The sequence below is a fragment of the Actinacidiphila epipremni genome (genome assembly GCF_012034175.1).
Taxonomy (GTDB): Bacteria; Actinomycetota; Actinomycetes; order Streptomycetales; family Streptomycetaceae; genus Actinacidiphila; species Actinacidiphila epipremni.
Window position 1 is genome coordinate 153120 of record NZ_JAATEJ010000002.1, and the last position, 12923, is coordinate 166042.

Here is a 12923-nt window from a genome sequence, read left to right on the forward strand (position 1 = left end):
GCGCTCCGGCACCGCCGCCGGCGCCCGCCCCGGTCCCCTCCCGTACGGAGTCCTCCTTGGCCACCGGAACCACCCCCTCCTCCGACCGCGGCGTCTTCACCCCCGGCCGCGCCGCGATCACCGCCCGGCACCTGCGGACCGACAAGTGGTGGCTGTCACCGCTGGTCAGCGCGATCGCCCTGACGATCTTCGTGGTGTACGCGACCTGGCGCGCCTTCGCCAACGGCGACTACTACTCCGCGCCGTACGTCTCGCCGCTCTACTCGCCGTGCCTGGCCTCGAACTGCACGGACATGAACGGCGGCGCCGACTGGCACATCTTCGGCAGCTGGTGGGGCCTGTCCCCCGCGCTGCTGGTGCTGGTCTTCCCGCTGGGCTTCCGGCTGACCTGCTACTACTACCGCAAGGCGTACTACCGCGGCTTCTGGCTGTCGCCGCCGGCCTGCGCGGTCGCCGAGCCGCACGCGACGTACTCCGGTGAGACTCGCTTCCCGCTGATCCTGCAGAACGTCCACCGGTACTTCTTCTACCTGGCCCTGGTCGTGGCCGCGATCCTCACCTACGACGTGGTGCTCGCCTTCCGCGACCGGGACGGCAACTGGGGGCACGCCGGGCTCGGCACCCTGGTCTTCGTCGTCAACATCGCGCTGATCTGGGCGTACACCCTGTCCTGCCACTCCTGCCGGCACATCATCGGCGGCAAGCTGCGGCACTTCTCGGCCCATCCGGTGCGCTACCGGCTGTGGGGCTGGGTGGGGGTGCTCAACGGCCGCCACATGCTGCTGGCCTGGTCCTCGCTGGTCAGCGTCGGGCTCGCCGACCTCTACGTGTACCTGGTGGCCAGCGGCGCTTTCGACGATCCGAGGTTCTTCTGAGATGACACAAGTGGAACGGCATGCGTACGACGTGGTCGTGGTCGGCGCCGGCGGCGCCGGGCTGCGCGCCGCCATCGAGGCCCGCGAGCACGGACTGCGTACCGCCGTGATCTGCAAGTCGCTGTTCGGCAAGGCCCATACGGTGATGGCCGAGGGCGGCATCGCGGCCAGCATGGGCAATGTCAACGGGCACGACAACTGGCAGGTGCACTTCCGCGACACGATGCGCGGCGGCAAGTTCCTCAACCACTGGCGGATGGCCGAGCTGCACGCGCGCGAGGCACCGGACCGGGTGTGGGAGCTGGAGACGTGGGGCGCGCTGTTCGACCGCACGCCCGACGGCCGGATATCGCAGCGCAACTTCGGCGGCCACGAGTACCCGCGGCTGGCGCACGTCGGCGACCGCACCGGCCTGGAGCTGATCCGCACCCTCCAGCAGAAGATCGTCTCGCTCCAGCAGGACGACTTCGCCGAGACCGGCGACTACGAGGCCCGGCTGAAGGTCTTCCAGGAGTGCACGGTCACCCGGGTGCTCAAGGACGGCGACGCGGTGTCCGGGGTCTTCGGGTACGTCCGCGAGTCCGGCCGGCTGTTCGTGATCGAGGCGCCCGCGGTGGTGCTGGCAACCGGCGGCGTCGGCAAGTCCTTCAAGGTGACGTCCAACTCCTGGGAGTACACCGGCGACGGCCACGCGCTGGCGCTGCTGGCGGGGGCGCCGCTGATCAACATGGAGTTCATCCAGTTCCACCCCACCGGCATGGTCTGGCCGCCGTCGGTCAAGGGCATCCTGGTCACCGAGTCGGTGCGCGGCGACGGCGGGGTGCTGCGCAACAGCGAGGGCGAGCGCTTCATGTTCGGCTATGTGCCGGACGTCTTCAAGGAGAAGTACGCGCAGAGCGAGGAGGAGGCCGACGGCTGGTACACCGACCCCGACAGCCACCGCAGGCCCCCCGAGCTGCTGCCCCGCGACGAGGTGGCCCGGGCGATCAACGCCGAGGTCAAGGCCGGCCGCGGCACCCCGCACGGCGGGGTGTACCTGGACGTGTCGACCCGGCTGCCCGCCGAGGAGATCCGGCGCCGGCTGCCGTCGATGCACCACCAGTTCAAGGAGCTGGCCGACGTCGACATCACGGCGGAGGCGATGGAGGTCGGGCCGACCTGCCACTACATGATGGGCGGCGTCGACGTGGACCCCGACACCGCGGCGGCCACCGGGGTGCCGGGGCTGTTCGCGGCCGGCGAGGTCGCCGGCGGCATGCACGGCTCCAACCGGCTGGGCGGCAACTCGCTGTCCGACCTGCTGGTCTTCGGCCGCCGGGCCGGGCTGTACGCGGCGCAGTACGCCGCCGGGCTCGGCGGGCAGCGGCCGGCGGTGGCGCAGGAGCAGATCGACGCGGCGGCGCGGGAGGCGCTGCGGCCGTTCGAGGCGGGTGCGGATGTCGCGGGCGGTTCCGGCGGGCCCGGCGGTTCCGGCGGTGCGCCGGAGAACCCGTACACCCTGCACCAGGAGCTCCAGCAGGTCATGAACGACCTGGTCGGCATCATCCGGCGGGCCCCCGAGATGGAGCAGGCGCTGGAGCGGCTGGCCGGGCTGCGGGAGCGGTCGCGGCGGGTCGGCGTCGAGGGGCACCGGCAGTTCAACCCCGGCTGGCACCTGGCGATCGACCTGCGGAACATGCTGCTGGTCAGCGAGTGCGTGGCGCGGGCCGCGCTGGAGCGCACCGAGAGCCGCGGCGGCCACACCCGCGACGACCACCCCGGCATGGACCGCGCCTGGCGCCAGGTCAACCTGGTGTGCGAGCTGGCCCCGGAGGGCGCGGCCCCCGAGGGTGCGGACGGGCAGCCCGGGCAGGTGGTGGGGCTGCGCAAGCGCCCGATGCCGGCGATCCGCGCCGATCTGCTCGCCCTCTTCGAACGCGAAGAGCTGCGCAAATACCTGACGGACGAGGAGCTTGACGGGTGACCCACACAGCGCACTTCAGGGTCTGGCGGGGCGACGCGGACGGCGGCGGCCTCCAGGACTACGACGTCGAGGTCAACGACGGCGAGGTCGTCCTCGACATCATCCACCGGCTCCAGGCGACCCAGGCCGCCGACCTCGCCGTCCGCTGGAACTGCAAGGCCGGCAAGTGCGGCTCGTGCAGCGCGGAGGTCAACGGGCGGCCCCGGCTGATGTGCATGACGCGGATGTCGGTGTTCCAGCCGGAGGAGACCGTCACCGTCACGCCGCTGCGGGCCTTCCCGGTGATCCGGGACCTCGTCACGGACGTCTCCTTCAACTACGCCAAGGCCCGGCAGGTCCCGGCGTTCGTGCCGCCCAAGGGCGTCGCGGCCGGGGAGTACCGGATGCAGCAGGTGGACGTGGAGCGCTCGCAGGAGTTCCGCAAGTGCATCGAGTGCTTCCTGTGCCAGGACACCTGCCACGTGGTGCGCGACCACGAGGAGAACAAGCCGGCCTTCGCCGGCCCCCGCTTCCTGATGCGCATCGCCGAACTCGACATGCACCCCCTGGACGCCGCCGCCGACCAGGGCCTGACCCGGGCCGCCTCCGCGCAGGAGGACCACGGGCTGGGCTACTGCAACATCACCAAGTGCTGTACGGAGGTCTGCCCCGAGCACATCAAGATCACCGACAACGCGCTCATCCCGCTCAAGGAGCGGGCGGTGGACCGCAAGTACGACCCCCTGGTGTGGCTGGGCAACAAGATCCGCCGCCGCGAGGGGTGACTTTTGCGCGCCCGAGCCCCGGGGCGGGCGTAAGCCGTCCACAAGTCGCGGCACGCACATTGCGCGCATAGCCTCCGAGCACAGCCACGCGGAGGAGGCGTGGCGCGGCGAGAGGCGCGGTGCGCATGAGGCGGCGGGTTTCCCGGTGGTGCGCGGCGCTCGGGGTGCTCGGGCTCGTGGTGCTCGCGGGCCCGGCGCAGGCGTGGGCCGGCGAGCCGGCGCCGCTGCTGCGCCCCGGGCGCGTCACCGACCGGGCGGGCGCGCTCCAGGGGCGTACGGCGCAGGCCGGTGCGGCGGTGGGCGCGGCGGCCGGGTACGAGGCGGAGCTGGACGGGCACGGGCGGCCGGTGAGCGCGGCGCCGGCGACGTACGACGGTCCCGGCGGCGCCGCGCTCGGAACCGGGGTCGGGGTCGGGACCAGCAATGGTGCGGCCGACCTGTGGATCCCGGTGGTCGTCGTGGCCGCGGCGGGGCTGGTCGCCCTGATGGCGGTACGCCGCCGCAGGCGCACCGCCGCCGCGGGCCACGGCCCGCCCGTCGCGTCGGGCGGCCAGCCGGGGGCGCGCCGGGTGCGCCGTTACGCGCCCCGGCTCACCCCGCTGCCGGAGCTGGCCGCGCAGGCCGGTCAGCTGCTGGTGGCGACGGACGACGCGGTGCGCACCAGCCGGGAGGACGTCGGCCTCGCCGCCGCGCAGTGCGGTGCGCGGGCGGCGCGGCCCTTCACCGAGGCGGTCGACTACGCCGCGGGCGAGCTGGCCGCGGCCTTCCGGCTGCGGCAGCGGCTGGACGACGACGAGGCCGCGGACGACGACACCCGGCGGCAGCTGCTGGACGAGATCCTGTCGCGCTGCACGCAGGCCGACCGGCGGCTGGACGCGGAGTCCGAGGCGTTCGACCGGCTGCGGGCCATGGAGGCGAACGCCCCGCGGGCGCTGGCGGAGGCGGAGCTGACGGCCGCCGCGCTGCCCGGCCGGATCGCCGCGGCGGCGGCCGAGCTGGCACCGCTGCCCGCCCGATACACCGGCTCCGCCCTGGACCCGGTCGCCGGCCATCCGGCGCGGGCCCGCGACCGGCTGGACTTCGCCCGCGGCAGCCTGGACCAGGCCCGGGCGGCGCTCGGCACCGACCACGGCAGGGCCGCCGTCTTCATCCGCGCCGCCGAGGGCGCCCTGGTCCAGGCCACCGCCCTGGCCGACGCCGCGGCCCGCCGGGTGGCCGAGCTGCACACCGCCGACAGGTGGCTGCGCGAGACGGTGCCGGCGGCGGTGGCGTCCTCGGCGGACGGCGACCCGGCCCCCACCGCGGGCCCCGGGGACGCGCGGCTCGGGGCCGTGCTCGCCGACGTACGCGGCCGGGTCGGCTCCGGGCGCTACGACCCGCTCGCCGAGGTGTGGCGGGTCGCGGAGGCCGGGGCGGAGCTGGAGCGGGCCGGTGAGCCGCGCGGCCGGGCGCTGCTGGAGCTCGCGCTGCTGCCGGCCCGCAGCGAGGTCGCGGCGGCCCGGGACCTGGTCACCACGCACCGGGGCGCGATCGGCGTCCGGGCCCGTACCCGGCTCGCGGCGGCCGAGCGCAAGCTCGCCGGGGCCGAGGCCGAGTCGCAGGCAGAAGCTCCGGCTGAAGCGACGGCGACGGCTCAGGCGGCGGCCCGCGGCGAGCCGGCCGCCGTCCTCGCGCTCGCCCGGGACGCCGACCGGCTCGCCCGCGCCGCCCAGGACCTGGCCCGGCAGGACATCGGCGGCTACGTCCCCGGCGGCTTCGGCCGCACCCGCGGCATGCCCGGCGTCGAGGGCCTGGGCGCCGCCATGCTCGGCGGCATCGTCATCGGCGAGCTCTCCGGCGGCAGCCGCGGCGGCTTCGGCGGCATGAGCGGCGGCGTCGGCGGCTCCGGCCCGGCGAGCTTCGGCGGCACGGACACCCGCGGCCGTATGGGCGGCGGCGGCCGTTTCTGACCCCGCCGCGCGGCATGCGCGGCCCCCGCGCGGCATGCGCCCCCGCGTCAGAACATGCTCAGCAGCTCGTCCACCGTCGGGGTCGAGGCGTGGGTTTGCCGGCCGGGGAGGGCGAGTTCGAACCAGACGGTCTTGCCGCGGTGGGTGCGGCGGCTGCCCCAGCTCTCGCTGAGCATCGTCACGAGTTGCAGGCCGCGCCCGCCCTCGTCGGTGTCGCGGGCGCGGCGGCGGCGGGGTTGGACCAGGGCGCTGTCCCATACCTCGCAGACCAGCGTGCGGTCCAGGAGCAGGCGCAGCCGGATGTCGCCGTAGCCGTGCCGCAGCGCGTTGGTGACCAGTTCGCTGACCAGCAGCTCGGTGGTGTCGACGAGTTCGTCCAGGCCCCAGCTCTGCAGCTGCTCGCGGGCGAGTTCGCGGGCCCGGGCGACCGAGGTGGGCTGCGGCTTGAGGGACCAGTCGCCGACCTGCTCGGCGGGCAGGCCGCGGATGCGGGCCATGAGCAGGGCGATGTCGTCCTCGCCGTGCGCGGTGTCCAGCGTGGCGAGGACGTGGTCGCAGATGTCCTCCAGCGGGCGCTCGGGCCCGTCGAGGGAGCGCCGGAAGGCGTCCAGGCCCTCGTCGAGGGGCAGGCTGCGCGATTCGACGAGGCCGTCGGTGTAGAGGGCGAGCAGCGCGCCCTCGGGCAGTTCGACCTCGCTCTCCTCGAACGGCTCGTCACCGACGCCCAGCGGCACGCCCCGCGGCAGCTCCAGCAGCAGCGGCTGCTCGCCGGGCTCGACGACGACCGGCGGCAGGTGCCCGGCGTTGGCGATGGTGCAGCGCCGGGTGACGGCGTCGTAGACGACGTAGACGCAGGTGGCGAGGTAGACCTCCGCGAGGTCGGAGTCGCCGCGCTCCTTGGACGCCGTCCGCCGGGTCCGGCCGGGGGTGGGGGCGCCGAGGCCCGAGACGACCTCGTCGAGCGCGCTGAGGACCTCCCCCGGCTCCAGGTCGAGCATCGCCAGCGTCCGTACGGCGGTGCGCAGTTCGCCCATGGCGACGGCGGCGCGCAAGCCGCGGCCCATGACGTCGCCGACGACCAGGGCGGTGCGGTGGCCGGGCAGCTCGATGACGTCGAACCAGTCGCCGCCGACCTCGGTCTCCATGCTGCCGGGCAGGTAGCGGCAGGCGATGTCCAGGCCCGCGGCCTCGGGGTCGTCGGGCGGCAGCAGGCTGCGCTGGAGGATGAGGGCGCGTTCGTGCTCGCGGCGGTAGAGCCGCGCGTTGTCGATGAAGATGGCGGCGCGCGCGGCCAGTTCCTCGGCGAGCATCCGGTCGCGTTCGGTGAAGGGCTCGCTGCCCTTGGCGCGGGAGAACTGCACGAGGCCGAGGACGGTGTCCCGGGCGACCATCGGCACGACGAGCGTGGACTGCACGAGCGCGCCGCCCAGGTCCTGCCCGCCGTCGCCGTCGAGCACCTGCGGCTGGGCGGTGCGCAGGGCGCGGGCGCTGGCGGAGCTGAAGCGGTAGCGGTGGACGGAGCCGACCGCGACGGGCCCGTCGTCGGCGGAGGTGTCGTCGTCGTCCCCGGCCATCGCGACGGGCGCGTCGGAGACGGAGCTGGCGAAGGCGACCCGGCGCAGTTCGCCGCTGCCGTCGGTGGTGCCGGCCAGGTCCTCCGCGCCGGACAGCAGCGCCTGGTAGAGGTCGACGGAGGCGAGGTCGCAGAAGTGCGGCACGGCCACGTCGAGCAGTTCGCGGGCGGTGGTCTCCAGGTCCAGCGAGGTGCCGATGCGTGAGCCGGCCTCGTTGAGCAGCGCGAGGTTGCGCCGGGCGTGCGCGGCCTCGCGTTCGGCGCGCTGCCGGCCGGTGACGTCCATGGCCAGGCCCGCGACGCCGATGGCCCGCCCGCTGGAGCTGTGCAGCCGGTAGAGCGACATCGACCAGCGGCGCCGCCCGGGGTCGCCGGGCACGGTGCCGACCAGCGGCATGTCGAGCACCGGCTCGCCGGTCTCCAGCACCTGGCGCAGCGCCGCGCTGAGCCGGTCGGCCTCGACGCGGGAGAGGAAGTCGTGCGGGCCCCGGCCGCGGTGCTCCTCGGCGGGGCGGCCGAAGACGGTCGCGAAGCGGTCGTTGACCCGGATCAGCCGCAACTTGCTGTCGAAGAGCACGAATCCCATCGGCGACTGCCCGAACACCGCCTGGGAGGCGGCCAGATCGGTCTCGATCTGACGCAGTGTCGCCACGTCCACCGCGATGCACAGGGCGCCGCGGTCGGCGGGCATGACGTAGACCTCGGCCAGGCCCTCCTTGCCGGAGGCGTCGTTGTACGGGACGAGGCCGGTCCACTCGCGGCCGTTGAGGATGTCGGTGAGGCGTTCGTGGCCGCGGCGCTGGACGTGCGGCGGGGCGAAGGCGGCGATGGGGTCGCGGCCGACCGCGTCGTCCGCGCGGACGCCGAAGAACTCGGCGGCGCGCTCGCTCCACTGCTCGATCCGGCCGTCGGCGCCGAGCGAGAAGGACGCGACCCGTATGTAGTCGTAGATGGAGCCGGGCGGACTCGACTGCCAGACCGCGGCCGTCGCCGCGTCCGCGTCGTCGCCGGGCGGAACCGCCCCTGCTGGCATGTCGCTCACTCGCCCGACCCCTCCAGCTCAGCACACATGGACCGGTTGGAGCTGAGTATTCAGCATGCGGACCGTCCAGCACACGGTCTTGTCGATCACAGCATCATCTCGGCTCCCGGGGTACGGGGAAGGTCCCCTGACCACCTCGGCCGCACCTTTCGCTCTCGTCTCTTCGGAATACCCGGCACAGCCCCCGTGAACCATTTCCCGCGATCAACGGGCGGGTGATCCCGGGCCGCGCAGTGGGAGCGTTCCCATGCCGGGATCGGGCGGGAAACGGCCGTTTCGCGCAAGCCCTCGCCCCACGCGTCACGGCAGTGCCAGTTCGAACCATACGGTCTTGCCCAGCGGCCCGTGCCGGGTGCCCCACCTGCGGGACGCGCCGGCCACCAGTTGCAGGCCGCGGCCCCCCTCGTCCTCGGCGGTGGTGGTCCGCTCGCGGGGCGGGTCGGGCAGCGGGTCGGAGACCTCCACCAGCAGCGACCCGCCGCGTACCATCCGCACCCCGATGGGCCCGTGCGCGTACCGCAGCGAGTTGGTGACCAGCTCGCTGACCAGCAGCACGGTGACGTCGATCAGCTCCGGCAGCTCCCACTCGGCGAGCGTGTCGCGCACCCGGCGGCGGGCCAGCCGCACCGCGCTGGCCTCGGCGGGGAAGGTCCACGCCTCGGTGGAGCCGCTGGGCAGGGTGCCGAGCCGGGCCATCAGCAGCGCCACGTCGTCCGGCTCGCGGCCGGGCTCCATGGTGGCCAGCAGGTCGTCGCACGCGTCCTCCAGCGAGTCCAGCGGGCGGCTGAGCGTCGCGCGCAGCCGTTCCAGGCCGGTGCCGATGTCGTGCCGCCGCGACTCGATCAGGCCGTCGGTGTACAGCACCAGCACGGTGCCGTCCGGCACGTCCAGCTCGGTGGTCTCGAAGCGCCCGCCGCCGACGCCGAGCGGCACGCCCGGCGGCAGCTCGTCCAGCAGCCGGGCCCGGGGGTGCCCGCCGTCGTCGTCCGGCGCGATCAGCACCGGCGGCGGGTGGCCGGCCTGCGCGATGGCGCAGCGCCGGGTGGCCGGGTCGTAGACGGCGTAGACGGCGGTCGCCATCCAGCCCTCCGAGGGCCGCTGCGCCAGGTCCTCGCCCAGCTCGCCGACCCGCCGCAGCAGCTCGTCCGGCTTCATGTCGAGTGCGGCGAGCGTGCGGACCGCGGTACGCAGCCGGCCCATGGTGGCGGCGGCGCCGAGGCCGTGGCCCATGACGTCGCCGACGACGAAGGCGACCCGGCCGCCGGCCAGCGGCAGCACGTCGAACCAGTCGCCGCCGACCTCGGCGGCGCTGCTGCCGGGCACGTAGCGGTAGGCGACGTCCACGCCGGGCGCGGCGGGCGTGGAGCGGGGCAGCAGGGAGCGCTGGAGCATCAGCGCGCCCTCGCGCTCGCGTACGTACAGCCGCGCGTTGTCCAGCGCGGCGCCGGCGCGGTCGGCGAGCTCCATGCCGAGGGCGACGTCCTCCTGGTCGAAGGGCTCCCGACCGTCAGCCCTGCTGACGATCAGCAGGCCCAGCACGACGCCGTGGGCGCGCAGCGGCAGCACGATCATCGACCGGACGCCGATCGCGAGCGTCGCGCGGACCTTCGGGTCGTCGGGGTGGGTCAGGTGGGACAGCTCGTCGTGGGTGTTCATCAGCTGCGGGCGGCCGGTCGCCAGCACCTCGCCGAAGGGCGACTTGCGGTCGAAGGACACCGCCTGCCCCGGCCGGATCACCCGCACCACGTCCGCGTTCCAGTTGATCGCCCCGACGCCGACCTGCCGCATGGGCGTGGAGTCGCTGTACGCGGCGTACGGCAGCTCGCCGCCGTCGGCGAGCTGGGAGTGCAGCACGACGCCGGAGTAGTCGCAGAAGGTCGGCACCAGCGCCGCCGCCAGCTCCTCGGCGTTGCGCCGTACGTCCAGGTGCCCGGCGATGCGCGAGCCGACGTCGTTGAGCAGCGCGAGCCGGCGCCGGGCGCGCTCGGCCTTGGCCTCGGACTCCACCCGCTCGGTGACGTCGATGACGGTCGCGCTGATGCCGAGCACCCGCCCGGCCCGGTCCACCAGCCGGTGGTACGACAGCGAGCGGTGGCCGTTGCCCCGGGGCGCGGGCGAGACCAGGTCGACGACCGGCCGGCCGGTCTCCAGCACGTCGCGCTGCAGCGCGCTCAGCGACTCGGCGGCCTTGGTGTCCGCCATCACCTCGTGCACGGTACGGCCGATGTGGTCGGCGGCCGGCAGCCCGTTCATGCCGGCGAGCGCGTCGTTGACGCGGACGTAGCGCAGGTCGTTGTCGAAGATCGCCACGCCCAGCGGCGAGGAGTCGAACAGCGAGTCCAGCGCGGCGAGGTCGTGCTCCAGGGTGCGCAGCCGGCTGGTCTCGACCATGGACGCCAGCACGAACGGCCGCCCGTCGCCGTCCACCAGCAGCGACGCCCGCGCCTCGACCTGCACGGTGTGCCCGTCGCGGTGCCGCAGCGACAGGATGCCGTCCCAGCGGCCGTCCCGCAGCAGCTCCCCGAGCATCCGCTCGGCCTCTTTCGCCGACGGTACGGGCGGGGGCGCGGGCCGGCCGGCGGGGACGCGGTGGCCCGGCCCGAACAGTCCGCCGACCCGGCGCCCGACGATGTGCTCGCCGGCCCATCCGAGGACCTCCTCGGCCAGCGGGCTCCACAGCAGGACCCGCCCGGTGGTGTCCAGCATGACGACGGCGACCCGCAGGGTGTCCAGCAGCGTCCCGCGGGCCGGCCGTCCGGCACCGCCGCCCGCGCCCTCGCCGGGCGGGGTGTCGCCGCTGGCACTCATGCCTCGCACCCCCGACCGGGTCAGGCCGGATCCGCCCGGCCACCAACAGGGATTTGCACCTCGTACCCGATAGTGGCCCATTTACCCGGTTGTCGCGCCTCCACCGCCGCCGGAGGTGGCAGCGGGGCGGCTGCGCTCAGCGGGCGGCGGGGGTGATGTGCTTCTCGAACCAGTGGTGGGCGTACGGCTCGTCGTTGAAGGGCGGGACCTCGCGGAAGCCGCTGGAGTGGTAGAGGCCGATGGCGGCGTCGAGGGCCTTGTTGGTGTCCAGCCGCAGCGTGTCGCGGCCCAGTGCGGCGGCCCGCGCCTCCAGCTCGGCCAGGAAGCGCCGGGCCAGGCCCAGCCCGCGGGCCTCGGGCGCGACCCACATGCGCTTGATCTCGGCCGGCGCGTCCTTCGGCAGCTTCATCCCGGCGCAGCCGAGGGCGACCGGGGCGGTGCCGGGCCCGCCGTGCCGCCGGGCGACCAGGAAGACCCCGGCCGGCGGGCGCAGGCCCCCGGCGTCGGGCAGCAGGCTGCGCCCGGGGTCGAAGCCGGTGTCGAAGCGCTCCTGCAGCTCGGTGAAGTACGCCAGCAGGCAGCCGCGGGCGTCGGGGTGGTCCGGGTCGACCTCGTCCAGCGTGACGCCGCCGGGCGCGGGTGCGCCGGCCGCGGGAGTCGGGATGCCGCCCGCGTTCCGCGGTGCGGCCGGTGCGGTGACCTGCTCGTCGTACGCCTCGTCCATGCCCCGACCCTAGTCAGCCGCCGCGGGCTCAGGCCAGGCTGCCGGCCGCCCTGAGGTCGTCGAAGAGCAGCTGGTCCACGGGCGGCACCGCGGCGCGGTCGGCGTAGCAGAACCAGGCGACCTCGGCGATCTCGCTGCTCGGGGTGAGCTCGCCGCGGTAGTCCGCGGTGTAGCAGGCCATGCGGACGACCGCGGCGTCCGGCGCCCCGGGGCCCAGCGGCGCCTCGTACGTGCCCACGTGGGCGACCGAGGCCGGGTCGAGGGCGACGGTCAGCTCCTCCTCGATCTCGCGCAGCAGCGTGGCGAGGTCGCTCTCGGCGCCCTCGCGCTTGCCGCCGGGGATGTAGAAGACGTCCTTGCCGCGCGGCCGGGCGCACAGGATCCGGCCGTCCTCGATCCGTACCCAGGCCACCGTGTCGATCAGCGCGGGCGGCCGGCGGCTCACGCCTGGGCCAGCCGGGGCGCGATGCGCTCGATGACGTAGCGCCGCTCGTGCGCCGGGCGCTCGGGGCCGGCTTCCGGCTCGCGCTCGGGGTCCGCGCGGCGGGCGGCCAGCCGGTCGGCGATCCGCTCGGCCTCGGCCCGGGTGGCGTACCGGCCCACGCGGTAGCGGTTGGCGCCGCCGTCCTGTCGTATCAGGGCCCATACGAGGTCGGACGTCATCAGGTCATGCCCCTTCACTGGCTCGGTTCACTCGCTCGGTTCATGCGCCCGGCCGGCGCGTTCGGCCGATGCGCCCGGTCCGCCTGCCCCGGCCGGTTCGACGGCGGCGAGGTGGGCGATGTTCGCGCGGTCCTGGGCGTCGCGGTCCTGCTCGGCCGTGGGGTCGAACCAGGCGTCCAGGATCTCGGCGAGCAGCCCGCCGGACAGTGTGCGCAGGCTCAGCGCCAGCGCGTTCGCGTCGCTCCACACCCGGGCGCCGCGCGCGGCGTACGCGTCGGCGCACAGGGCGGCGCGCACGCCGGGGACCTTGTTGGCGGCCATGGACGCGCCGGCGCCCGTCCAGCAGCACACGACCGCCTGGTCCGCCTCGCCGAGTGCGACGGCGTACGCCGCCTTGTGCGCGCTCCACGCCCAGTCCGCCCGGTCGCCGTCCCGCAGCGCGCCGTAAAGCCGCACGTCATGGCCGCGCCGGCGCAACTCGTCGACGAGCTGCCGGGCGGGCGGCTCATCCATGTCCGAGGAAACGGCGATGCGCATATGCCCGAGCCTACGCCCGAGGTTC

Annotated in this window: 9 protein-coding genes and 1 pseudogene; 4 read left to right on the forward strand and 6 right to left on the reverse strand. The window is 74.7% G+C overall.

Features of this window, described 5'->3' with window-relative positions; all coding sequences use genetic code 11:
* Positions 1-56: 56 nt before the first annotated feature.
* The 4 genes from HCN08_RS03580 (at position 57) to HCN08_RS03595 (ending at position 5551) form a co-directional block, all read left to right on the forward strand.
* Positions 57-875 (forward strand): hypothetical protein, encoded by an 819-nt coding sequence (locus HCN08_RS03580; RefSeq protein ID WP_167981374.1) that lies wholly within the window; start codon positions 57-59, stop codon positions 873-875.
* A gap of 1 nt (position 876) precedes the next feature.
* Positions 877-2838 (forward strand): fumarate reductase/succinate dehydrogenase flavoprotein subunit, encoded by a 1962-nt coding sequence (locus HCN08_RS03585; RefSeq protein WP_167981375.1) that lies wholly within the window; start codon positions 877-879, stop codon positions 2836-2838.
* Entirely contained in the window at positions 2835-3602 is a 768-nt protein-coding gene (locus HCN08_RS03590; protein WP_167981376.1) for a succinate dehydrogenase/fumarate reductase iron-sulfur subunit, read from the forward strand. Before HCN08_RS03585 ends, HCN08_RS03590 begins: the two co-directional genes overlap by 4 nt.
* Before the next feature lie 125 nt (positions 3603-3727).
* Positions 3728-5551, forward strand: coding sequence for a TPM domain-containing protein (locus tag HCN08_RS03595; protein WP_167981377.1), 1824 nt, complete (start codon positions 3728-3730; stop codon positions 5549-5551).
* A 47-nt stretch (positions 5552-5598) separates the two neighbouring features.
* Here HCN08_RS03595 and HCN08_RS03600 read toward each other — a convergent pair whose 3' ends face one another.
* The 6 genes and pseudogenes from HCN08_RS03600 to HCN08_RS03625 all read right to left on the reverse strand — a co-directional run bounded on the left by HCN08_RS03600 (position 5599) and on the right by HCN08_RS03625 (position 12898).
* Positions 5599-8157 carry a SpoIIE family protein phosphatase gene (locus HCN08_RS03600; RefSeq protein ID WP_167981641.1) on the reverse strand — a complete coding sequence of 853 codons (2559 nt, stop codon included), beginning with the start codon at positions 8155-8157 and terminating at the stop codon, positions 5599-5601.
* Positions 8158-8466: 309 nt separating this feature from the next.
* Complete coding sequence (locus HCN08_RS03605) at positions 8467-10974, reverse strand: SpoIIE family protein phosphatase (protein WP_167981378.1); 2508 nt, start codon at positions 10972-10974, stop codon at positions 8467-8469.
* Positions 10975-11110: 136 nt separating this feature from the next.
* A pseudogene (locus HCN08_RS03610) lies at positions 11111-11599 on the reverse strand (GNAT family N-acetyltransferase); the annotation flags it as partial.
* A gap of 127 nt (positions 11600-11726) precedes the next feature.
* Complete coding sequence (locus HCN08_RS03615; RefSeq protein ID WP_322974202.1) at positions 11727-12143, reverse strand: NUDIX hydrolase; 417 nt, start codon at positions 12141-12143, stop codon at positions 11727-11729.
* Positions 12140-12361 (reverse strand): SPOR domain-containing protein, encoded by a 222-nt coding sequence (locus tag HCN08_RS03620; RefSeq protein WP_167981379.1) that lies wholly within the window; start codon positions 12359-12361, stop codon positions 12140-12142. Before HCN08_RS03620 ends, HCN08_RS03615 begins: the two co-directional genes overlap by 4 nt.
* 27 nt (positions 12362-12388) lie before the next feature.
* Entirely contained in the window at positions 12389-12898 is a 510-nt protein-coding gene (locus HCN08_RS03625; protein WP_167981380.1) for an RpiB/LacA/LacB family sugar-phosphate isomerase, read from the reverse strand.
* Positions 12899-12923: the final 25 nt, after the last annotated feature.

What these genes read in the sequence shown, in the direction of transcription:
- HCN08_RS03585 (WP_167981375.1), top strand. Translation starts at nt 877, where the DNA reads ATGACACAAGTGGAACGGCATGCGTACGACGTGGTCGTGGTCGGCGCC.
- HCN08_RS03595 (WP_167981377.1), top strand. Translation starts at nt 3,728, where the DNA reads ATGAGGCGGCGGGTTTCCCGGTGGTGCGCGGCGCTCGGGGTGCTCGGG.
- HCN08_RS03600 (WP_167981641.1), bottom strand. Translation starts at nt 8,157, where the DNA reads ATGCCAGCAGGGGCGGTTCCGCCCGGCGACGACGCGGACGCGGCGACG.
- HCN08_RS03605 (WP_167981378.1), bottom strand. Translation starts at nt 10,974, where the DNA reads ATGAGTGCCAGCGGCGACACCCCGCCCGGCGAGGGCGCGGGCGGCGGT.
- HCN08_RS03620 (WP_167981379.1), bottom strand. Translation starts at nt 12,361, where the DNA reads ATGACGTCCGACCTCGTATGGGCCCTGATACGACAGGACGGCGGCGCC.
- HCN08_RS03625 (WP_167981380.1), bottom strand. Translation starts at nt 12,898, where the DNA reads ATGCGCATCGCCGTTTCCTCGGACATGGATGAGCCGCCCGCCCGGCAG.